Genomic DNA, 19179 nt, shown 5'->3' with positions numbered 1-19179 from the left:
AGGCTCTGCCCTCGCAACGATCGCGGTTTTGGCGTATCCGGGTCATCATGCAGGCAAGACGGACCTTTCGGCGCGTCGCGGTCATCGCAGTCGCGATCGTCATTCTGGCACCGCTCGCGGTCATCGGCCTATTCCTCGCGAGCTTCGATCCCAACAGCTACAAGCCGCAGGTGATCGCCGCCGCCGAGCGGATGCTGCACCGGCCCGTCACCATCGACGGGCGGCTGCGGATGAACCTGTCGCTGGTGCCGACGATTTCCGCCTCGGGCATCACCATCGCCAATCCGCCCGGCTATGCCGACGCCGATTTCGCCACGCTGCGGCGTATCGAAGCCAAGGTGGCGCTGCTGCCGCTGCTGCGCCACCAGCTCAACATCCTCGATCTCGTTCTGGTCGATCCGGTGATCAATCTCGAATACGGGCCAACCGGCACGCCGAACTGGGAGCTTGGCCCCGGCGGCGGGGCGGGCGGCGGAGCAGCGGGGCAACCGGCGGTGCGGCCGGCCAGGCGGGCAGCGGGGCCGGCCTCGCCCTGCAATCGGTCTCGATCGAGAACGGCACCATCACCTATCACCCCTCCACCGTGCTCGTCCCGCTGAGCGGCGGCGCGCCGGCCGCCCTCACCGCGCAGCGCCCCACCGTGCTGCACATCGCGCGGTTCAGCGGCAGCGCCGCCTCGCTCGATTCGCCGCTGCTGCTGTCGATCGACGCGCAGTATAACGGCACGCCGTTCAGCATATCCGGCACCACGGGGCCGGTTTCACGGCTCACCGGCAGCGCCGCCGGCGGCGCGCCCTGGCCGGTGGACCTGACGGTAAGCGGCCAGGGCGCGCAACTGCACATCACCGGCCGGATCGCGCATCCCCGCAAGGCGGACGGCTATGCGTTGCACCTGCACGCGACCGCACCGGATCTCGCGCCGCTCGCCGCCTATCTGCCCGCCGCCGCGCGGGCCGACCTGCCGCCGCTGCAGAAGGTCGACCTGCGCGCGGATCTCCGCCCGCCGGTCGAGGGAGCGATGCCGGCGGTCACCAATGTTAGCCTCACCGCCGGCACGTCCGACCTCACCACCTGGCGCAAGGGCCTGTCGCTGCGCTCGCTGAACATCACCCTGCCGGCGCTCGACCGGGCGGTGAATGTGGCGCTCGCCGGCAGCTATCAGGGCAGCCAGGTCGGTCTTGAGGGCAAGGCCGGGCCGGTCGGCCCGGTGCTCGACGCCGCACTGGGCATGCCGGCGAAGCCACCCCTGCCGGGGGCGCCGGCCGAGCGCTTCACGATCAGCGCCGCCGCCCGCGTCGGCAAGGCGCTGTTCAATGTCGCCGGCGGCATGGCCTCACCCTCGAAACTCGCCGGTGTGGCGATGAAGCTCAGCGCGACCATCCCCAATCTCGCGAAACTGTCCGATCTCGCGGGCGCGGAACTTCCGGCCTGGACCAATATCGGCATTTCCGGCCTGCTGACCGATCCCGGCGGCCAGAGCCTGACCCGCGCCGTGGCGCTCAATGGCCTTGCGGTCAGCTCGACCCAGGCACAGTTCGGCGGCGCGTTCAGCCTGACCCTCGGCCCGCGGCCGGACCTGCAGGCGGTGATCCATGCCTCGCGGGTCGATCTGTCGGGGCTGCTCGGCGCCGCGCGGCAGCGTCCAGCCCCGCCGGCTTCATCCGGCGCCAGCCCGACGCCAGCACCGGCCGGCCAGCCCCACCCGGCGCCGGCGCCGGCCAACCCGGCCGGCAGCACCGGGGTCATCCCCACCGCGCCCCTGCCCTTCAACCTGCTGCGCGCCGCGGATGGCAATGTCGAGCTGACGATCGACAAGCTCACCTATGCCGGGGCGAATTATCAGGCGCTCACCGCGCATGCGCTGCTGCGCAACGGCGTGCTGACCGTGCGGCCGATCAGCGGCGAACTGCCGGGCGGCCCGGTCTCCGGCGCGCTGATGGTCAACGCCGCCAGCAACCCACCCTCCATCCGCCTCGTCGAGCAGGCGCCGGCCTTCCGCCTCGGGCCGCTGCTCCGGCTGCTCGGCGAGCCCGGCTCCGCCTCGGCGACGGTTCAGCTTTACGCCAATCTGGCCGGCGCGGGCTCGACCGCGCATGACATCGCCGCGTCCCTGAACGGCACGCTCGGCGTCTCGACGGTGAATGGCGAGATCGACGGCGCGCTGCTCGATCACCTGCTCACCGCCGCCGGCCTGCCGGCGGGCATCGCCGGCGCGCAGGGGCCCGTACAGCTGCGCTGCTTCGCGACCCGGATCGACACGACCAACGGCCTCGCCCGCATCCGCGCGCTCACCCTCGATTCGAGCCGCCTGTTCATGACCGGCGGCGGCAGCGTCGACCTCGCGACCGAGGGGCTGAACGTCGTGCTGAAGCCGCAGACCACGATCGGTGGCGCGGCAACGCCGATCCCGCTCGCAATCACCGGGACGCTCGGCCGCCCGGTGACCGGCGCGGCACCGGCCGGCGACTACGCGCAGGCGATCGCCGCGGCCGGCCAGCGGGTCGGCGGCGGGCAAACCCTGTTCGGGCGGCTCACCCGCCAGCTCGGGCTCGCCCCGCACACCGCGAGGCCGCAAGGCTGCACCACCGCGCTGGCGCTCGCGCGGATGGGACATCCAGGCCCGGCGCCGACCACGGTGGGTCTTGCAGCCGGCGGGAGCCACGGGAGTGCCGGCGGCGGCGGCAAATCCCCCGGCGCGGTGAGCGGGCCGCAGAATCTGCTTCAGTCGCTGTTCCACTGATGGCGCCGGAACGATGAAACGCATCTGGAAACATGCCGGGCTGCAAGCGCTGGACGGCGGGTTCGGCGTGACGCTCGATGGCCGGCCGGTGCGCCTGCCCGGCGGCGCCCCGCTCACCGTGCCGACGGAGGGGCTCGCGCGCGCCATCGCCGCCGAATGGAACGCGCCGGGCGACAACGACGAGGTCCGCCCCGACGACCTGCCGCTGACCCGCCTTGCCGGCACAACGGTCGAGCGGATCGTGCCGGACCCGGCGTCGGTGCGCGCCAGCCTGCTCGCCTATGGGCGGAGCGACCTGCTCTGCTACCGCGCCACCGGGCCGGAGGGGCTCGTCGCCGAACAGGCGCGGCTCTGGCAGCCCTGGCTCGACTGGGCCGGCAGTGCGCTCGGCGCGCGCCTGGCCGTCACCGCCGGCATCACCGCGATCGACCAGCCGGCGGCGGCGATCGGAACTCTCGGCGAGGCTCTCGCCAGGCATGACGCCTGGAGCCTTGCCGGGCTTGGGGTGACGGTGCCGGCGCTCGGCAGCCTCGTGCTCGGCCTCGCCGTCGCCGCGGGCGCGCTGGCGCCGCTGGCGGCGCATGACTGCGCCGTGCTCGACGAACTCTGGCAGGAGCGTCTCTGGGGCGAGGATACCGAGGCGGCCGCGCGCCGCGCGCGAATCGGCGATGAGATCGTCACCGCCGCGCGCTTCGTGGCACTGGCGCGGCAATGATCGCGAAACGCCTCATCCTCTCGGGCCGGGTCCAGGGCGTCGGCTTCCGCGACTGGATGGTGACGCGCGCCCGCCGCCTGGCGCTCGCCGGCTGGGTCCGCAACCGGGCCGATGGCACGCTTGAGGCGCTGGTCGCCGGCGATGCGCCGGCCGTCGAGGAATTGCTGCGCGCCTGCCGCCGCGGCCCGCCACTCGCCGATGTCACCGACATCGTGGAAACCTTCGCCGACCCGCCGAGCGAGCCCGGTTTCATCAAGCGCGCCACCGGCTAGTGTCCACTTTCCGATCCATTCGGATCGGATATGTAGCTCGTCTTGGCGGCATTTTGCCGGTTCAGCGCGAGTCCAGGGCGTGATGTCGAGGTTCATCGGCTGAAGGTTGCCTGGAAGAGCAGCTGATCGCGGGCGCGGGAGATTGTGGGGGCGCTGTTGGCGCCGATCTCGTGCTCGTAGGAGAGGTCGAGGCCGACGCCCCGCCAGCGATAGGTGAGCCCGAGGCCGATCCCCGCCTCGCTCTGTTCGGGCTTGCCGGTGGCCCCGGCATAGGCGGTGTGGTGCAGCCACACCGTGCCGGCCTGCGCCAGCAGCGCTGCGCTCAGCGCGCCGGGCAGGCGCGGCACTTTCACGGCGTGGCTCAGCCGTCCGTGAAGAGATACCCCTCGTCGCCCCCGCCGGCGCTGACCGGATAGGCCATCACCCCATACGGGCCGCCGAGATAGAGCTGCTGCGAGCTGTCGAGGTTCTTCGAGGCGAGCTGTCCCTGCGCATCCAGCGTCAGGCGCAGCCCCAGCGGCAGCGACTGCATCCGGCGCAGCTGCGCCTGCAGCACCGCGAACCCGCCAGCCGCCCGCGGGCCCGCCGCATCCGCCGCCCGCGCCGCCGCGGGGCCGATCGACAGATCGCCATGCGTCGCGCTCAGGCTCGCCGCCGTCGCCCCGCCAAACCGGTCCGCCAGCTGCCCCGAGACGCTCAGCCGCTCCTGCGGGATCGTCTGCCGCGCCGTCGTCGCGGTGCTGCGGGTCGACTGCGCATAGACCGCCTCCAGCACATCCAGCCGCAGCTCGACCACCCGCCGCGGGCCCAGCAGCACCGGATCGCTCACATACCCGCCGAACTGCGTCGCCCGTCCCACCTCGTCCAGCGCGGTGAACGCGCCGCCCAGCCGGTACTCCGTCGCCGAGCCATACAGCCCGGCCTGCACGCCGTTCCACAGATCCGGCGTATCGGCCGCGAACCCAAGGCTGCGCAGATTGCCCGTCCCCGAGATCGCCCCGTTGACCGACAGCGCCCCGCCATAGCCGAACGGATCGTTCACCCGCGCCGTGGCGCTGGTGATCTCGGCACCGGTGTAGCGGCTGCCATAATTGCTCTGCGACAGGCTGAACCCCACCAGCTTCTCGTCCCGCCGGGTCAGCCGCAGCGTGGTCGTCCCCGGCGCGCCGCCCGGCACCAGCGCCCCTCCACCCGCACACCCGGCGTGCGGTTGAGCAGCAACAGACCGCGGTTCAGCGATGACAGCCGCACCGCCGCGCCCGCCCGCACCCCCATCACCCGAACCGCCTGCGACGCCCGGAACCGCGACACTCCGGCAACCGTGACCGCGTCATAGCGCGGCTCCACCACATCGACCCGCACCACGCCGCGCCGGATCGATTGCGGCGGCAGATAGGCAAAGGCCAGCAGATAGCCCGCCCGGTGATAGGCTGCTGATTCCGGGCTCAATTCGCCCGGGATTCCGAGATTAACTCGCCCGGGATTCCGGGAATTATTCGCCCACCTATTCCGAGATTAATTCGCCCACCTGTTCCGACTTTTATTCGCCCAGGCGGGCGGGGTTGGCCGGGTTGGCTTGAGGTCTCTGCTGGCTGGTTCAGGTTCCCTCCCTTTGGCTGATCGAGGGAGCGGATGAATGCCAGTGGAGCGGATTGCGATGCGCGATGTGCGCGAGATTGTCAGATTGAGGATGGCGGGGCTTTCGACCCGCCAGGTGGGGATCCGGGTCGGGGTTGCGGCATCGACGGTGCGCTTGACGCTGCGGCGACTGGAGGCGGCCGGGCTCGATGGGCCAGGGGCTCTGGCGCTGTCCGAAGCGGCATTGGAAAGGCGCTTGTTCGACGGCGCGGTGGGCAAGCGGCCGGGGCATCGACGTGTGGATGAGCCGGACTGGGGGCGTATCCGCCGCGAGTTGCAGCGCAAGCACGTGACGCTGTCGATCCTGTGGGACGAGTATATTGCCGAGCACCCGGATGGGTATCGCTACAGCCGGTTCTGCGAGCTCTACCGGAGCTGGGAAGCCCGGCTACCGGTGACGATGCGCCAGACCCACGCATCGGGCGAGAAGCTGTTCGTCGATTATGCCGGCGACACGGTGCCGGTGGTGATCGACCGGCTCACCGGCGAGACGCGTGCGGCCCAGATCTTCGTCGCCGTTCTCGGCGCATCGAGCTTCACCTATGCTGAGGCGACCTGGACCCAGACCCTGCCGGACTGGATCGAGGCGCATAATCGCACTCTGGCAGCAATTGGCGGCGTGCCGGCGCTGCTGGTGCCCGACAACGCCAGGGTCGCGATCATCCGCGCCTGCCTCTACGATCCACAGGTCAACCGGACCTACACCGATATGGCGCGCCATTACGGCACGGCCATTCTCCCGGCGCGGCCGCGGCGGCCGCGTGACAAGGCGAAGGTCGAGGTGGCGGTTTTGCTGGCGGAGCGGTGGCTGCTGGGCAAGCTGCGCAACCGGGCATTTTACGGCCTCGCCGAACTGAATGCCGCGATCGCTGAATTCTGCCGCTGGCTGAACGAGGAGCGGGTCGTCCGTCGCCTGGGGGCGACAAGACGGCATCTGCTGGAAACACTCGATCGTCCCGCGCTGAAGGAACTGCCGGCCGAACCCTATGTGCTGGCGCAATGGCGGCGCCGGCGGGTCGGCATCGATTATCACGTCGAGATCGAGAAGCATTTTTACTCCGTCCCCTACCGGCACGCCCGCGCCGAGGTCGAGGCCCGGTTCACCGTGCGCACGGTCGAGATCTTTCTCCGTGGCGAACGGATCGCCGTGCACGCACGCAGGCCGGGTAACGGCAAACACACGACGATCGCCGAGCACATGCCCTCGAGCCACCGGCGTTATGGCGACTGGACCATCGCACGGATCCATCAGGAAGCCGCACGGCTTGGTCCCTCGGTCGCGACACTCTGCACCCTGATCCTCGAACGCCGGCCTCATCCGGAGCAGGGGTTCCGCGCCTGCATCGGCATCCTTCGCCTGGCCCGCAGTGTTGGCGCCGACCGGCTCGATGCCGCGGCCGAGCGCGCGCTCACCATCGGCACCCTGACCTACGGCTCGGTCAAATCCATCCTCGATAACCGGCTGGAGCGAGCCGCCGGCACCGCCAGTCCCGATCCCACCCCGATCCGCCACCCCAACATCCGGGGCGGCGGATATTTCCACTGATGACAAGGAGAAGCCTCATGCTGAACCATCCGACCCTCGATCAGATCCACCAGCTCGGTCTTGCAGGCATGGCCGCGCGTTCACCGAGCTGCACGCCAATCCCGAAACCCCCAGCCTCAGTCACGCCGAATGGCTCGGTCTTCTGCTCGACCGCGAGATCACCGTCCGACGTGACAAGCGGTTGAGCACAAGGCTGCGCCATGCCAGGCTGCGCCATGACGCTGCAATCGAGGATGTCGATTACCGGAGTGCCCGCGGCCTCGATCGGGCTCTGTTCCAGAAGCTGATCCAGGGTGAGTGGATCGACGCGCACGACAATCTCGTCCTGAGCGGGCCGACAGGGGTCGGAAAATCGTGGCTGGCCTGTGCCCTCGGTCACAAGGCATGTCGCGATGACAGGACCGTGCTCTATCAGCGCGCCCCCAAACTCTTCGCAGAACTCGCGGTCGCCCGCGCCGAAGGGCGTCACGGCCGGATGATCCGCACCCTCGGTGCCGTCAATCTACTGATCCTCGACGACTTCGGCCTTGCTCCACTCGACGCCGGCGCCCGTCACGACCTGCTCGAGATCGTCGAGGATCGCTACGGCCGCCGCGCCACCATCATCACCAGCCAGATCCCCCCGGCGCATTGGCATGAGCTGATCGGCGATCCGACCTACGCCGACGCCATTCTCGACCGTCTGCTCCACAATGCCCACCGCATCGAACTCACCGGCGAAAGCCTGCGCAAGATCCGCAAGCAAACCCCAAAAACCGCTTGACCCAACGAGAACAGGAGAGCAACGAAATCAACAGCCACAGAGACCGCTACCCGGGCGAATAAATCTCGGAATCCCCGGGCGAATAAACGTCGGAATCGTGGGCGAATTAAAATCGGAATCCATGGGCGAATTCTCCGGAATCCGCATACGGCGACACCCCGACCGCCGCCGTCGCCGACGCGCCGGCGCTCGACAGCGTCACGCCCGTCACGCGGTCATTGTTGAGAAGACCCGACACCGAAAAATTCGTCGTCCCCAGAGCGAGCGCCTGCCCGTAGGTCTTGGTCCGGTTCCCCGGCGTGATCGTCAGCGGCGCCTGGTCGATGGTCAGCGAGCCGTCATTGTAGATAATGTTGTAGTTCGAAAGCCCGTGCCGCTCGCCTTGCTCGCGCTGATCGCATAGGTGCCGACGGTGCTCTGGCGCGTCGCCGTCGTCGTCAGCACCACGCTGTTAATGCTGTCGCCATTCCCCGTCACCAGCCCCGTCTCGCTGTAATCTCCCTGGTTCAGCACAGGCGTCGTCCCGTAGATCGAACTCTGCGCCGCCGGCGTGATCGTCAGCGGCGCCGGGGTCACCGTCAGCGAGCCGGTGCCATAGCTGATCGTGTAGTTCGACAGCCCCGTCCCGGTCGCGTTCGATCCGGCGATCGTATACGGCGACACCCCGACCGCCGCCGTCGCCAACGCGCCGGCGCTCGACAGCGTCACGCCCGTCACGCGGTCGTTGCCAAGAAGACCCGACACCGAAAAATTCGTCGTCCCCAGAGCGAGCGCCTGCCCGTAGGTCTTGGCCTGGTTCCCCGGCGTGATCGTCAGCGCCGCGGGGTTCACCGTCAGCGAGCCGGTGTCATAGCTGATCGTGTAGTTCGACAGCCCCGTGCCTGTCGCGTTCGATCCGGCGATCGCATACGGCGACGCCCCGACCGCCGCCGTCGCCGACGCGCCGGCGCTCGACAGCGTCACGCTCGTCACGCGGTCATTGTTGAGAAGACCCGACACGGTAAAATCCGTTGTCCCGAGAGCGAGCGCCTGCCCGTAGGTCTTGGTCTGGTTTCCCGGCGTGATCGTAAGTGTCGCTGGCTGTATTGTTAATTGTCCATCATAGGTGATCTGGTAGCCAGACTGGCTGTTCGCGAGTGCCGCACCCGTTCCCCCAAGGATATGGCTGCCCAGTGACATGGTCGCGGAGGACATGGCAAAAAACTGAATGCCGGATGTGTTGACGATCGCGGAAGCATCGCGACCGGCCTGGTCGATCACGCTCGATACGGTGAAGGAGGGCGGGGCCGCGCCATAGGTTGCCTGCGCCGGCGCCGCGTTGATCACTACATAAGGCAGCGCCTTGAGCACAGGATAGGGATAGCCTGTAACCCATGCGCCCGCGCCGAATGCACCCGTTGCGATCGGTCCTTGTGTCAGCCATTCTTGCGTTGCGAGACCCACAGCGCCCGCCGAAGCGCCAGAGCCTACACCCGTCATTGTGCCGCTCGCCGTCGTATCCCAATAGCTCGAAGCGATCGCGCCGATATTCTGCCCCGCCAGCCCGCCGACATCGGCATTCCCCGACACGCTGCCCACGGCGTAGCTCTCGCTGATGGTGCCGGCGTTATTCCCGACCAGCCCACCGACATTGCCGCTCTTCCCCGAGACTCCACCCAAAGCGTAGCTCCCGGCCAGCGTACTGGCGTTGCGCCCTATCAGGCCGCCGACATAGGCGAACCCGGTGACCTGCCCGATGGCATAGCTGTTGGCGATGGTGCCATCATAATGAACGCCCACCAGACCGCCGACATCGCTCGCACCAGAGACGCTGCCCGTCGCGTAACTGGCGCTGACGTTGCCGCCGTTATTATATCCAACAAGCCCGCCGACATAATCTCCGCTGCCCGACACGGTGCCGCCCGCATGGCTGGCGCTGATCGAACCCTGGTTGGTATTCAGCCCGACCAATCCGCCAACATCGATGCTGCCCCCGTCACGCTGCTCGTCGCGAAGCTCCCGCTGATCGTGCCGCCATAGCCGTTATTGCCCACCAGCCCGCCGACGCCGTAGCCACTGCCTGTGACACTGCCCGTCGCGTAGCTGGCGATGATCGTGCCGCCATAGGTGTTATTTCCTACCAGCCCCCGACATCGCTACCACCGGTCACACGTTCACCCACCAGGCCGAGATCGCGGATCACCCCGCCGCTGCCGAGCGTTCCGAACAGTCCGGTGTTATCACCTCCGTTGATCGTCAGATTCGAGATCGTGTTTCCCAATCCTCGAACGTGCCGGAGAAGGTGGGGAGCGACGAATTGGTGCCCGTCGCGGCGATGTCCGCGCCAAGGGCGTAGTTGCCGGTGCCGGCGATAGTCTCCAGCGCCGCCTGGCTGTCGATGATCGTGTAGGTAATCGCCGCCCCTTCGACCCGCCTGGGTCACGAAGGTCGCGTTGCTCGGCAGGCTCACCGGCGCGGCGATGCTGTAGCTCGCCCCCGCACCGTTGGTGCTCGACTGGCCATAGTCCAGCGTCAGACCGGGTGCCGATCCGCTCGCCGCTGATCGGCGCATCGATCGGATATTCCCCGCCGCGTTCAGCGTCAGCCCCGCGTGGCGTCCACGCGATGGCGCGTTCACCGTGATGTCGCCGTTCGATGTGCCCGCGGTCCCCGCCGTCTGGATCACGACGTTGTTGCCCGCGTTCAGCGCCGCATCGATGCTCGTGTTCAGGATCGTCGAGGCAGAACCCGGCGTGTAGGTATAGGGCGAGGCGGTGTGAACGCCGTCCCTCGCGTTGCCCGACGCGATCGTCACGTCATACGGGTCGAGCAGCCAGGTGCCGCCCCCCGTCCGCACCGAGGCCGGTGAATCGAGCTTGCCCCGAGGTCTCGACGAACCCGCCCGCCCGCCGCCCGCGCCTGACGCCAGGATCGTGCCGCAACCCTCGTCATCGAGGCCGGATCCTCACATCCGACCACACGCTCACCACGCCGCCCGCGCCCGCACTTGCGTCGCCCGCGCATCCAGCACCGCGCCGGCAGCCACTTCACCGTCCGCGCCTGCGGCAGCGCCCGCGCCATGCACGCCGCCGCCCACCGCGATCGTCCCGCCGCGGATCGCCCCGTCGCCACGATCCGCCCGCCATGCGCCACCACCACATGCGCGCCGCTCACCGCCACAGCACCGCCCGCGCCGCGCAGACGCATCCACCCGGCCCGACACCACAACGTTGCCCGACGCCCCCAGCAACGTGATCGTCCCGCCCGCGACACAGCACTGCCCGCCTCGATGATCCCGCTCTCGTTCACCACCGTCCGCAGCAGCGCATCCTTCGCCGCGGCACTCAGCAGAACCACGCCGCCATGGCGCGATGATCGCCCCGCCATTCTTCACCTCGGCGCAAGCGCCGCCCGGCTCACCTCGAAATGCACCAGGCTCCGCCCGCCAGCGTCAGGTCGATCGCACCCCCCGCCCCCAGCGCCACCGTCCCGCCCGGCGGCAACGATCCGCCCCGCATTGTCCACCTGCCCGCCGATAAACGCGACATACCCGCCCCGCCGCCTTGATCGTGCCGCGATTGACCACCGCCGCCGCGCTCGTGCCGGTGAAATGATACTTCCGGCCATGAAGTCCTGATCGGTGATCGCCCGCGTCGACGCCACCAGACCGCCCACATCGACCGACGCCCCCGGCGCGAAATACACCCCGTTCGGATTGACCAGGAAGACCTGCCCGTTCGCCGTCAGATGCCCGTAATCTGGCTCGGGTCGCTGCCCAGAACCCGGTTCAGCGCGACACTGCTCGCCCCGGCTGGCGGAACTTCACGCTCTGCCCGGCGCCGATGCTGAACCCCTGCCAGTCGATCGCCGTCTTGCCGCTCGTCTGCGTCACCGTCAGCGTGTCGCCGCTGCGCGCGATGCTCGCCGACCCCGCCGTCACCTGCCGCCCTGCGGCAGCGCCAGCGCCACCGCCGGCACCAGCACCAGCGCGACCGTGCCCGCCCCAGCGCCAAACTGCCGCCGCAGCGCAAGCGCCGCAGCGCCCGCGGCGTCAGCCGCCGACCCCCATGCCCCACCGTCCGCATCACCTCCGCCACAGGGATCAGCATCCCCAGCGCGCGGCTCCAGATCAGCTTGAATGCATGGTTCATCGGAAATCTCTGACACAATGGATATTCGACAATGTTCAATCGACGCCGTTAGAATGACATCAGGCGTCTACAAACGGCACGACAGGAATCAAAACAAGCGAGGGCGATCTGCGTCTGCCGCACATATGCGGCGCACGGCAGCACCATAGGCACCAAGATTCCAAATTTCAACCAGGGATTGTAATTTGCGGGTCGATCGATCCCCGAAGCCAACATATCGCGCCCCCACCGCCCGACCGCGGAAGAAGGCAGCGCGCCTCACGCCGGCGCGGCGATGGCAAAAGCTATGCTTGAAACGGGTGATTTTCCGATCTGCGCCGCCCCGGCCGGCATATCATGCGCCTGCGATCAAAAAATGTCAGGCGGTGGATACCACCACGCCGTCAAGACTGGCGTCCGGGTTCATCGGAAATCCGTTCTCCCGTTCCAGAATCGCAGAATCGGGCGAAACTCTCGACCGAACCGCCAACCCTGCCGTGGCGGCTAACGGTTTCATCGTGGATTGCCGCCGCCGCCGCCTCGATCAGGAACAGCGGCACGAGATTGTTCCACACCCGGTCGTCGAACCAGCGATCAGGCGCCGCAGCGGCGCTGGCGCGATACGACCTGACAAAAGCGCCTGTTGTTTCGTGTCGAAAACGCTCCAAAACGGCATCGCATCGCGGTGAAGGGCCGGCGCCGTTCGCAAGCCGCGTCTGCCTTACCGCCATCGCCGCATTGTCGAGAGACCAGATCAATCCCGCGACGTCGCGGAGCGGCGAGGCTTTCTGACACCGGATCGACAGCGGGATGGATGGCTCTCCCTCGAAATCGATGATCAGGGCATCGCCTTGCATGACAAGAACCCGACCAAGATGGAAATCGCCATGAACGCGCGTCATCAGGGCTCCCTCGCCTGCGATGGCATGGCGGGACAGGCGGGCTTCCAGCGCGGCGCGGCTTTCCTTCAGATGCCGCACGACGCTCTTCAGGTCGCCGCCCGAGCCTGAAGAAGCCTCGTCAAGGGCCCCAAAAGCCAGGGCGATCTGATGGTGCGCGGCCTCCGCCCATCCGGTCGCATTGTCCATTTCGGCGATCTGTGGCGCAAACGCCGCGGCGGGATGCGGCCGGGCGAGAATGGCGTGCATTTCGGCAAGCCGCCGCCCCATCGCGCCAGCAAGCGAAAGACACGGCGCCAGCGCAGCCTCCTCCGCCCCGCCATCAGGCTGCGCATGCGCCGCGCCGTCGACAGCGCGGGCGAGCGCATCGATCATGTATTGCCAAGCATCCCCCTGATTCCGGACGAATTGCTGAACGATCATCAGAGTGGTTCGCGCCCCGGCATCGTCCGTCAGAACGACTTCGCCGAGCAGCGCGGGGGTATGGACAAATCCATGGTCCGCGAGGAAGCGGGGCATTTCCGCCTCGGGGTGATGCCCGGCCTCGAGCCGGCGCAGAACCCTGATGATGGCGGCCTCGCCGACGATCATCGAACTGCTGGCGTGCTCGGCGGAAAATCTGCGGATATCGGCATCCCCTTGGCGGAGAACAGACCCGGCGCGGTCGGTCGCTTCGAACGTGAGCGTGCCCGCATCCAGCCGGAGCGCACGCCGCTCCAGCAGCCCCGCGATGATGGCGCGGCCGAATGCGTCGACGGCGAACCCGTCGGTCAGATGGCCGAGACGCCGCTGCTGCCGCAATCGCGCCAGCGCCAGGTGCTGCGCGATCGGCGCGGCGGGCTGATCGTCCCAGTCGGCGGCCAGCGGCAGGAAATAGCGTTCACCCCGCCCGCCCCGATCGAGCATGGCCTGACAGAGCAGGAATTCGCCCTCCGGCATCGCCACATGGTCCATCGCGGCAATCGTCGCATGGCCTGCTTCGCCGCCATCGCCGGCGAACCAGCGGCGCCGGGCGAGATAGGCCGGCAGGATGTCGCTCTGGAGGCTCTGAATGGTCTGCGGCGTGGCGAGATCCCGCAGGCTGCCGCGCATGACCAGCGTGACATGGTCGGGCAGCGGTTCCGAAGGTTCGATCCGCCAGCTGGGCATCGCGGCTTCGGTCGTCAGGCTGAACCAGTAGAACGCGTAGGGCGGCAGGGTCAGCACATAGGGAAGCGGACCGATCGGGGGAAACGGGGAGCCGCCGATGACATCGAGCGGAACCCTGCCGGCGAAAGCCGCGAGATCGAGTTCGACCGCCTGGGCCGTGCGCGCGAGATTATAGACGCAGAGGATCGTCTCCCCGGCGTCGTCCTGCTCGTTCATGTCGCGGATATAGGCGAGTATCCTGCGGTTTCCGGGATACAGAAACCGCATGCCGCCGCGGCCGAAGGCACGATGGCGCCGGCGCACGGCGAGCATGCGGCGCGTCCAGTTCAGCAGGGAATGCGGGTCTTTCGCCTGCGCCTCCACATTCAGCGCCTGATAGCCGGATACCGGGTCCATGATCGGGGGCAGCACGAGGGCGGCGGGGTCGGCGCGCGAGAAGCCGCCATTGCGGTCCGGAGACCACTGCATCGGCGTCCGCACGCCATCGCGGTCGCCGAGGTGGATGTTATCGCCCATCCCGATTTCATCGCCATAATAAATGACCGGCGTGCCGGGCATCGACAGCAGAAGCCCGTTCATCAGCTCGATGCGGCGGCGGTCCCGTTCCAGCAGCGGCGCGAGACGACGGCGAATGCCGAGATTGAGCCGGGCGCGGTGATCGGCGGCATACGTGGCCCAGAGATAATCGCGCTCCTTTTCCGTCACCATCTCAAGGGTCAGCTCATCGTGATTGCGCAGGAAGATCGCCCATTGGCAATTCGCCGGGAGTTGCGGCGTCTGGCGCATGATGTCGGAAATCGGAAACCGGTCCTCCTGCGCGATCGCCATGTACATCCGCGGCATCAGCGGAAAGTGGAACGCCATGTGGCATTCATCGCCATCGCCGAAATAGGGCAGCGTATCCTCGGGCCATTGATTGACCTCGGCGAGCAGCATGCGGTCGGGCGCGTGCGCCTCCAGCGCCGCGCGGAGCTGTTTCAGGATCGCGTGGGTCTCGGGAAGATTTTCATTGGCGGTTCCCTCGCGTTCGGCAAGATAGCCAACGGCATCGAGCCGGAACCCATCGACGCCGAGATCGACCCAGAAGCGCATGATCCCCAGAACCTCCTGAAGCACGCGGGGATTATCGAAATTCAGATCAGGCTGATGGCTGTAGAAACGGTGCCAGTAATACGCGCCGGCGGTGGCATCCCAGGTCCAGTTCGATTTTTCGAGATCAACGAAAATGATCCGCGTGCCGGCATATTTCTGGTCGTTGTCCGACCATACATAATAGTCGCGGGCGGCAGACCCCGGCTTTGCGTGACGCGCGCGCTGAAACCAGGGGTGCTGGTCGGAAGTGTGGTTGATGACCAGTTCGGTAATCACCCGCAGGCCGCGGCGATGGGCGGCATCGATGAACCGGCGCACGTCGCGCAATGTGCCATATTCAGGATGGACGGCGCGATAGCCGCTGACGTCATAGCCATCGTCACGCCGGGGCGAGGGATAGAATGGCAGCAGCCATATCGCGGTCACGCCAAGATCGACGATGTAGTCGAGCTTCTCCATCAGGCCGGCGAAATCGCCGACGCCATCGCCATTCCTGTCGAAGAACGATTTCACGTGCACCTGATAGATGATCGCGTCCTTGAACCATTGCGGGTCCGTCGCCTGCGCGTCTTGCCTGAAGAGCGTTTCCGTATGGCGTGTCATGTCCGGCGCCTCCTCGCGGTGTCGGGGTCACAAGATCAGGATCGGGGCTGCTGTCCGGGTGGGGCGCCTGAGTGCCGCCGGGCGCGGCAGAGTCGCCGAAGCGCGGGTTCCATGCGGCTTCGGCTGGCGGCCCGTTGCCTGCGGCAACGGGGAGACGAGGCCCGGAAACGGAACGCCGATCCGTCGATCACGATATGGACGTGGAAGTGTCGGCCACAGCGCTGGCGCGGTCAAGGCGCCAGCGCGTCGCCGTCAGTTGCCGGCAGGCCGCCGGCCGGCCCAGGGCAGTGCCGCCTCCAGCTGTGCGGCGAGGCGGAGCAGCGTGGCTTCGTCCGCCGTGCGGCCGACGAACTGCACCCCGATCGGCAGCCCGTCGGGCCCCTGATGCAGCGGCACCGACATCGCAGGAACGAAGGCCATGTTGGCGAGCTGGGTGAAGGGCGTGCGTTCGAGATTCTGGAAGGCGAGCCCTTCGACGACGCCCGAGCGGATCAGCAGGCCTCCGGCATTGGCGCGGCTGATCAGGCGGGAGATGGCCTGGAGGACGGCCGGCGACTCCAGCTCGCCGATTTTTGCCGGGCCGAGCGCCGTGGTCGGCGTGAGATAGAGATCGTATGTCGTGAAAAACGCGCCCAGCGCACGGGCGAACCCGTTCCACTGCTCGCGCAGCTCGACATAGGCGCCGGCGGACATCGCCCGCCCGATCGCCGCGATCGCCCGTGTGTCGGGGTGGAACTCCCGGTCCGCGCTGCCGTGCTCCCGCCGGAGCCGGGCGAGCAGGGCAGCGACCTGGCCGTAATACATCCCCATGTAGCAGCGCGCGAGCAGCTTCCCGTCGATCGCCGGCTCGGCCTCCTCGACGATGTGGCCGAGGGAATCGAGCAGGCGGGCGGTCGCCGCGACGGCCTCGGCGATTTCCGGAGCCACCCGCCCGCCGATCGGCGAGCGGACGGAGAAGCCGATCCGCAGCCGGCCGGGATCGGCGCCGACCTCTGCACCGAAGGGGCGCGCCGGCGCCGGGATGATGAAGGGATCGCCCACCGCCGGGCCGGCAAGACAGTCGAGCATGGCCGCGGAATCGCGGACGCTGCGGGTCAGCACATGGTCCGCCACCGCGCCATCCCACAACTCCCCGGCCAGCGGCCCTGACGAGATCCGCCCGCGGGAGGGCTTGAGCCCGAACAGCCCGCAATAGGCGGCGGGAATGCGGATCGATCCGCCGCCATCGCCCGCGCCGGCCATGGCAACATAGCCGGCCGCGACCGCGGCGGCCGAACCGCCCGACGATCCCCCGGGCGTGTGCGCGGGATTCCACGGGTTACGCGTTGCGCCATAAAGGCGGGTTTCGGTGGTCGCCTTGAGGCCGAGTTCCGGCGCCGTCGTCATGCCGGCGATCACCAGCCCGGCGGCGAGGCAGCGTTCGACGAAATGCGAGGAGCGGGCGGCGACATTGCCCCGCAGCGGCAGCGCCCCCATCGTCATCGGCGCGCCCGCGTAGTCCTGGGCAAGATCCTTGAGCAGAAACGGAACGCCTGCGAAAGGCCCCTGCAACCCGGCGCCGATCTGCCGGCGGGCGCGCTCGCGCAGATCGGCGGCGATGGCGTTCAGTCGGGGTTCGTGGGCGTCGATCCTGGCGAGGGTTGCGTCAAGCAGTTCCTCCGCCGTGATCTCGCCGCCCCGGACAAGGGCGGCGAGAGATGTCGCGTCGTGGTTTGCGAGTTCTGCTTCCTGCATGCCCCATCAAAGGGACAATTTGAGCCAGGATGCAACCTCGCCGGCAACGCCACGGCGGAAGGCGAGCACGCAGGCGATGAAGATCACGCCCTGAATCACCGTCACCCAGTCACTGAAACTGGCGAGATAATACTGCATGGCGACCACGATCGCAGCACCGACCAGCGGCCCGAACACGGTCCCGATCCCGCCGACCAGCACCATGAGCACGACGAGGCCGGACGTCGCGTTGCCGACATCGGTGAGCGTGGCGATGCGGACGACCAGAGCGTTCAGCCCGCCGGCAATGCCGCCCAGCGCCGCCGCCAGCACGAAGATGACCCATTTATACTGCTCGACCTTGTAGCCGAGCGAGATGGCGCGGCTCTCGTTCTCGCGGATCGCCTTCACCACCTGGCCGAACGGCGAGTGGATCACCCGATGCACGAACAGGAAGCCGGCGATGAACACGGCGAACACCAGCCAGTAGAGCTGCAGGTCGTTGTGCAGGGAAAAGCTGCCGAACAGATTGCCGCGAGGAATGTTCTGAATGCCGTTCTCGCCGCCGGTAAAGCCGGTGTCCTGCACCGCGAAGAAATAGACGAGCTGCGCGAGGGCGAGGGTGATCATCGCGAAATAGATGGTCTGCCGCCGGATCGCCAGCCAGCCGAACACGACGCCGATCGCCGCGGCGGTGAGGCCGCCCAGGATCAGCCCCACTTCGGTGGAGGCGTGCATCGTCTGGATCATGTAGCCGGCGACATAGCCGCCCATGCCGAAAAAGGCGGCCTGGCCGAGCGACAGCAGGCCGGTATAGCCCATCAGCAGGTTCGCCCCCATCGCGAAGAGCGCGAAGCACATCACCTGCATGACGAAAATCGGATAGGCGACGAAGGGGGCGACGGCGAGGATCGCCGCCATGACGACGAAGCCGATCGCCTGGGCGCGGGTGAAACCGAACATCATGCCGCCCTTCCGAACAGGCCGGCCGGACGGGCCAGCAGAACCACAGCCATCACCGCGAACACCACCACGGAAGACGCCGCCGGATAATAGACCTCGGTGAAGCCCTGGATGATGCCGAGGCCGAAACCGGTAAGAATGGCGCCGCCGATCGAGCCCATGCCGCCGATGACGACAACGGCGAACACCGTGTTGATCAGGTCGGTGCCCATGCCGGGATTGACCGAGTAGAGCGGCGCGGCGAGCACGCCGGCAAGCCCCGCGAGGGCGACGCCGGCGGCAAAGGTCAGCGCGATCACCCGCGGCACATTCACGCCGAAGGCCTGGACCAACGCGGGGTTTTCGGTCGAGGCGCGCAGCAGGGCGCCGAGGCTGGTCTTTTCAATCACGAACCAGACCGCAACGCAGATGATGATCGCCGCGGCCACCACGAAACCGCGATAGACCGGCAGATACATGAAGCCGAGATTGAGCGTGCCGGAAAGAAGGTCCGGCGCCGAGTAGGACACGCCCGAGCTGCCATAGGCGTTGGTGAACAGGCCCTGGAGCACCAAAGCGAGGCCGAAGGTCAGCAGCAGGCCGTAAAGAATGTCGAGCTTGTAGGTGAAGCGGATGAGGGTGCGTTCGAGCCCGAGCCCGAACGCCCCCACCATCACGGGGCCAGCACCATCGCCGGCCAGTAGCCGATCCCGAGATAATGCAGCAACCCCCAGGTCACGAACGCGCCCACCATGAAGAGCGCGCCATGCGCGAAGTTGATGACGTTCAGCAGACCGAAAATGATCGCCAGCCCGAGCGAGAGCATCGCGTAGAACGAGCCGTTGATGATGCCAAGCAGCAGCTGCCCGAACAGCAGCGGCGCCGGCTTGCCGAGGATCATCAGCATGACGTGGGTCTCTTCATGGCGGGCTTGGTCTCAGGCCTTGACCAGCGGGCAGCCTTCGGCGGCCATGGGCATGAAGGCTTCTTTCGCGGGG

General features: G+C 67.7%; 18 protein-coding genes and 3 pseudogenes. 6 read left to right on the top strand and 15 right to left on the bottom strand.

Features of this window, described 5'->3' with window-relative positions:
- The first annotated feature begins 47 nt into the window (after nucleotides 1-47).
- Genes ACIDOCELLA78_RS000000111300 through ACIDOCELLA78_RS000000111285 form a run of 4 tightly spaced genes read left to right on the top strand, consistent with a single transcriptional unit; the run spans nucleotide 48 to nucleotide 3727 of the window.
- Nucleotides 48-599 carry an AsmA family protein gene (locus ACIDOCELLA78_RS000000111300; protein WP_249676656.1) on the top strand — a complete coding sequence of 184 codons (552 nt, stop codon included), beginning with the start codon at nucleotides 48-50 and terminating at the stop codon, nucleotides 597-599.
- Nucleotides 584-2740 (top strand): AsmA family protein, encoded by a 2157-nt coding sequence (locus ACIDOCELLA78_RS000000111295; RefSeq protein WP_249676638.1) that lies wholly within the window; start codon nucleotides 584-586, stop codon nucleotides 2738-2740. Before ACIDOCELLA78_RS000000111300 ends, ACIDOCELLA78_RS000000111295 begins: the two co-directional genes overlap by 16 nt.
- A gap of 13 nt (nucleotides 2741-2753) precedes the next feature.
- The gene (locus ACIDOCELLA78_RS000000111290; RefSeq protein WP_201729642.1) at nucleotides 2754-3455 is read left to right on the top strand and encodes an ATP12 family chaperone protein; all 702 of its coding nucleotides are present in this window, start codon (nucleotides 2754-2756) and stop codon (nucleotides 3453-3455) included.
- Entirely contained in the window at nucleotides 3452-3727 is a 276-nt protein-coding gene (locus ACIDOCELLA78_RS000000111285) for an acylphosphatase (RefSeq protein WP_201729641.1), read from the top strand. Before ACIDOCELLA78_RS000000111290 ends, ACIDOCELLA78_RS000000111285 begins: the two co-directional genes overlap by 4 nt.
- A 92-nt stretch (nucleotides 3728-3819) precedes the next feature.
- Here ACIDOCELLA78_RS000000111285 and ACIDOCELLA78_RS000000111280 read toward each other — a convergent pair whose 3' ends face one another.
- The 3 genes from ACIDOCELLA78_RS000000111280 to ACIDOCELLA78_RS000000111270 are packed head-to-tail and all read right to left on the bottom strand — an operon-like array spanning nucleotide 3820 to nucleotide 5176.
- On the bottom strand, nucleotides 3820-4080 hold the full coding sequence (locus tag ACIDOCELLA78_RS000000111280; RefSeq protein ID WP_201729640.1) for a hypothetical protein: 261 nt from the start codon (nucleotides 4078-4080) through the stop codon (nucleotides 3820-3822).
- A gap of 8 nt (nucleotides 4081-4088) precedes the next feature.
- Nucleotides 4089-4904, bottom strand: coding sequence for a ShlB/FhaC/HecB family hemolysin secretion/activation protein (locus tag ACIDOCELLA78_RS000000111275; protein WP_201729639.1), 816 nt, complete (start codon nucleotides 4902-4904; stop codon nucleotides 4089-4091).
- On the bottom strand, nucleotides 4865-5176 hold the full coding sequence (locus ACIDOCELLA78_RS000000111270; RefSeq protein WP_201729638.1) for a POTRA domain-containing protein: 312 nt from the start codon (nucleotides 5174-5176) through the stop codon (nucleotides 4865-4867). The genes ACIDOCELLA78_RS000000111275 and ACIDOCELLA78_RS000000111270 overlap by 40 nt, the downstream gene beginning before the upstream one ends.
- A 208-nt stretch (nucleotides 5177-5384) precedes the next feature.
- On the opposite strand from ACIDOCELLA78_RS000000111270, the gene istA reads away from it, so the two are divergent.
- On the top strand, nucleotides 5385-6911 hold the full coding sequence (gene istA / locus ACIDOCELLA78_RS000000111265; RefSeq protein ID WP_201727680.1) for an IS21 family transposase: 1527 nt from the start codon (nucleotides 5385-5387) through the stop codon (nucleotides 6909-6911).
- Nucleotides 6912-6928: 17 nt separating this feature from the next.
- Nucleotides 6929-7674 (top strand): annotated as a pseudogene (gene istB / locus ACIDOCELLA78_RS000000111260) (IS21-like element helper ATPase IstB).
- Between the two features lie 106 nt (nucleotides 7675-7780).
- Here istB and ACIDOCELLA78_RS000000111255 read toward each other — a convergent pair.
- From ACIDOCELLA78_RS000000111255 to ACIDOCELLA78_RS000000111200, 12 genes and pseudogenes are all read right to left on the bottom strand, one after another.
- Complete coding sequence (locus tag ACIDOCELLA78_RS000000111255) at nucleotides 7781-7978, bottom strand: MBG domain-containing protein (RefSeq protein ID WP_374223268.1); 198 nt, start codon at nucleotides 7976-7978, stop codon at nucleotides 7781-7783.
- A gap of 23 nt (nucleotides 7979-8001) precedes the next feature.
- Nucleotides 8002-9624 carry an S-layer family protein gene (locus ACIDOCELLA78_RS000000111250; RefSeq protein ID WP_201729637.1) on the bottom strand — a complete coding sequence of 541 codons (1623 nt, stop codon included), beginning with the start codon at nucleotides 9622-9624 and terminating at the stop codon, nucleotides 8002-8004.
- Nucleotides 9612-9764 carry a GLUG motif-containing protein gene (locus ACIDOCELLA78_RS000000111245; RefSeq protein WP_374223267.1) on the bottom strand — a complete coding sequence of 51 codons (153 nt, stop codon included), beginning with the start codon at nucleotides 9762-9764 and terminating at the stop codon, nucleotides 9612-9614. The genes ACIDOCELLA78_RS000000111250 and ACIDOCELLA78_RS000000111245 overlap by 13 nt, the downstream gene beginning before the upstream one ends.
- Nucleotides 9765-9790: 26 nt before the next feature.
- Nucleotides 9791-10468, bottom strand: a complete 678-nt coding sequence (locus tag ACIDOCELLA78_RS000000111240) for a hypothetical protein (RefSeq protein WP_201729635.1) — start codon at nucleotides 10466-10468, stop codon at nucleotides 9791-9793.
- Complete coding sequence (locus tag ACIDOCELLA78_RS000000111235) at nucleotides 10465-11040, bottom strand: hypothetical protein (protein WP_201729634.1); 576 nt, start codon at nucleotides 11038-11040, stop codon at nucleotides 10465-10467. Before ACIDOCELLA78_RS000000111235 ends, ACIDOCELLA78_RS000000111240 begins: the two co-directional genes overlap by 4 nt.
- 3 nt (nucleotides 11041-11043) lie before the next feature.
- Nucleotides 11044-11400, bottom strand: coding sequence for a filamentous hemagglutinin N-terminal domain-containing protein (locus ACIDOCELLA78_RS000000111230; protein WP_201729655.1), 357 nt, complete (start codon nucleotides 11398-11400; stop codon nucleotides 11044-11046).
- 40 nt (nucleotides 11401-11440) lie between these two features.
- The gene (locus ACIDOCELLA78_RS000000111225; RefSeq protein WP_249676632.1) at nucleotides 11441-11593 is read right to left on the bottom strand and encodes a hypothetical protein; all 153 of its coding nucleotides are present in this window, start codon (nucleotides 11591-11593) and stop codon (nucleotides 11441-11443) included.
- Between the two features lie 79 nt (nucleotides 11594-11672).
- A pseudogene (locus ACIDOCELLA78_RS000000111220) lies at nucleotides 11673-11804 on the bottom strand (ESPR-type extended signal peptide-containing protein); the annotation flags it as partial.
- 383 nt (nucleotides 11805-12187) lie between these two features.
- On the bottom strand, nucleotides 12188-15526 hold the full coding sequence (gene treS, locus ACIDOCELLA78_RS000000111215) for a maltose alpha-D-glucosyltransferase (protein WP_201729633.1): 3339 nt from the start codon (nucleotides 15524-15526) through the stop codon (nucleotides 12188-12190).
- 252 nt (nucleotides 15527-15778) lie between these two features.
- Nucleotides 15779-17260, bottom strand: a complete 1482-nt coding sequence (locus tag ACIDOCELLA78_RS000000111210; RefSeq protein WP_201729632.1) for an amidase — start codon at nucleotides 17258-17260, stop codon at nucleotides 15779-15781.
- A gap of 6 nt (nucleotides 17261-17266) precedes the next feature.
- Nucleotides 17267-18202 (bottom strand): branched-chain amino acid ABC transporter permease, encoded by a 936-nt coding sequence (locus tag ACIDOCELLA78_RS000000111205; RefSeq protein WP_201729654.1) that lies wholly within the window; start codon nucleotides 18200-18202, stop codon nucleotides 17267-17269.
- Nucleotides 18202-19088, bottom strand: a pseudogene (locus tag ACIDOCELLA78_RS000000111200) (branched-chain amino acid ABC transporter permease). Before ACIDOCELLA78_RS000000111200 ends, ACIDOCELLA78_RS000000111205 begins: the two are co-directional and overlap by 1 nt.
- Between the last annotated feature and the right edge of the window lie 91 nt (nucleotides 19089-19179).

The organism is Acidocella sp. C78, assembly GCF_907164655.1.
Note: the sequence above shows the minus strand (reverse complement) of the source record. Positions and strands in the feature narration are given on the sequence as shown.

Excerpts from the sequence above, each read along its gene's own strand:
- ACIDOCELLA78_RS000000111205 (WP_201729654.1), bottom strand. The coding sequence starts at position 18,202 with ATGTTCGGTTTCACCCGCGCCCAGGCGATCGGCTTCGTCGTCATGGCG.
- ACIDOCELLA78_RS000000111210 (WP_201729632.1), bottom strand. The coding sequence starts at position 17,260 with ATGCAGGAAGCAGAACTCGCAAACCACGACGCGACATCTCTCGCCGCC.
- ACIDOCELLA78_RS000000111290 (WP_201729642.1), top strand. The coding sequence starts at position 2,754 with ATGAAACGCATCTGGAAACATGCCGGGCTGCAAGCGCTGGACGGCGGG.
- istA (WP_201727680.1), top strand. The coding sequence starts at position 5,385 with ATGCGCGATGTGCGCGAGATTGTCAGATTGAGGATGGCGGGGCTTTCG.
- ACIDOCELLA78_RS000000111285 (WP_201729641.1), top strand. The coding sequence starts at position 3,452 with ATGATCGCGAAACGCCTCATCCTCTCGGGCCGGGTCCAGGGCGTCGGC.
- ACIDOCELLA78_RS000000111300 (WP_249676656.1), top strand. The coding sequence starts at position 48 with ATGCAGGCAAGACGGACCTTTCGGCGCGTCGCGGTCATCGCAGTCGCG.
- treS (WP_201729633.1), bottom strand. The coding sequence starts at position 15,526 with ATGACACGCCATACGGAAACGCTCTTCAGGCAAGACGCGCAGGCGACG.
- ACIDOCELLA78_RS000000111235 (WP_201729634.1), bottom strand. The coding sequence starts at position 11,040 with ATGGCGGGGCGATCATCGCGCCATGGCGGCGTGGTTCTGCTGAGTGCC.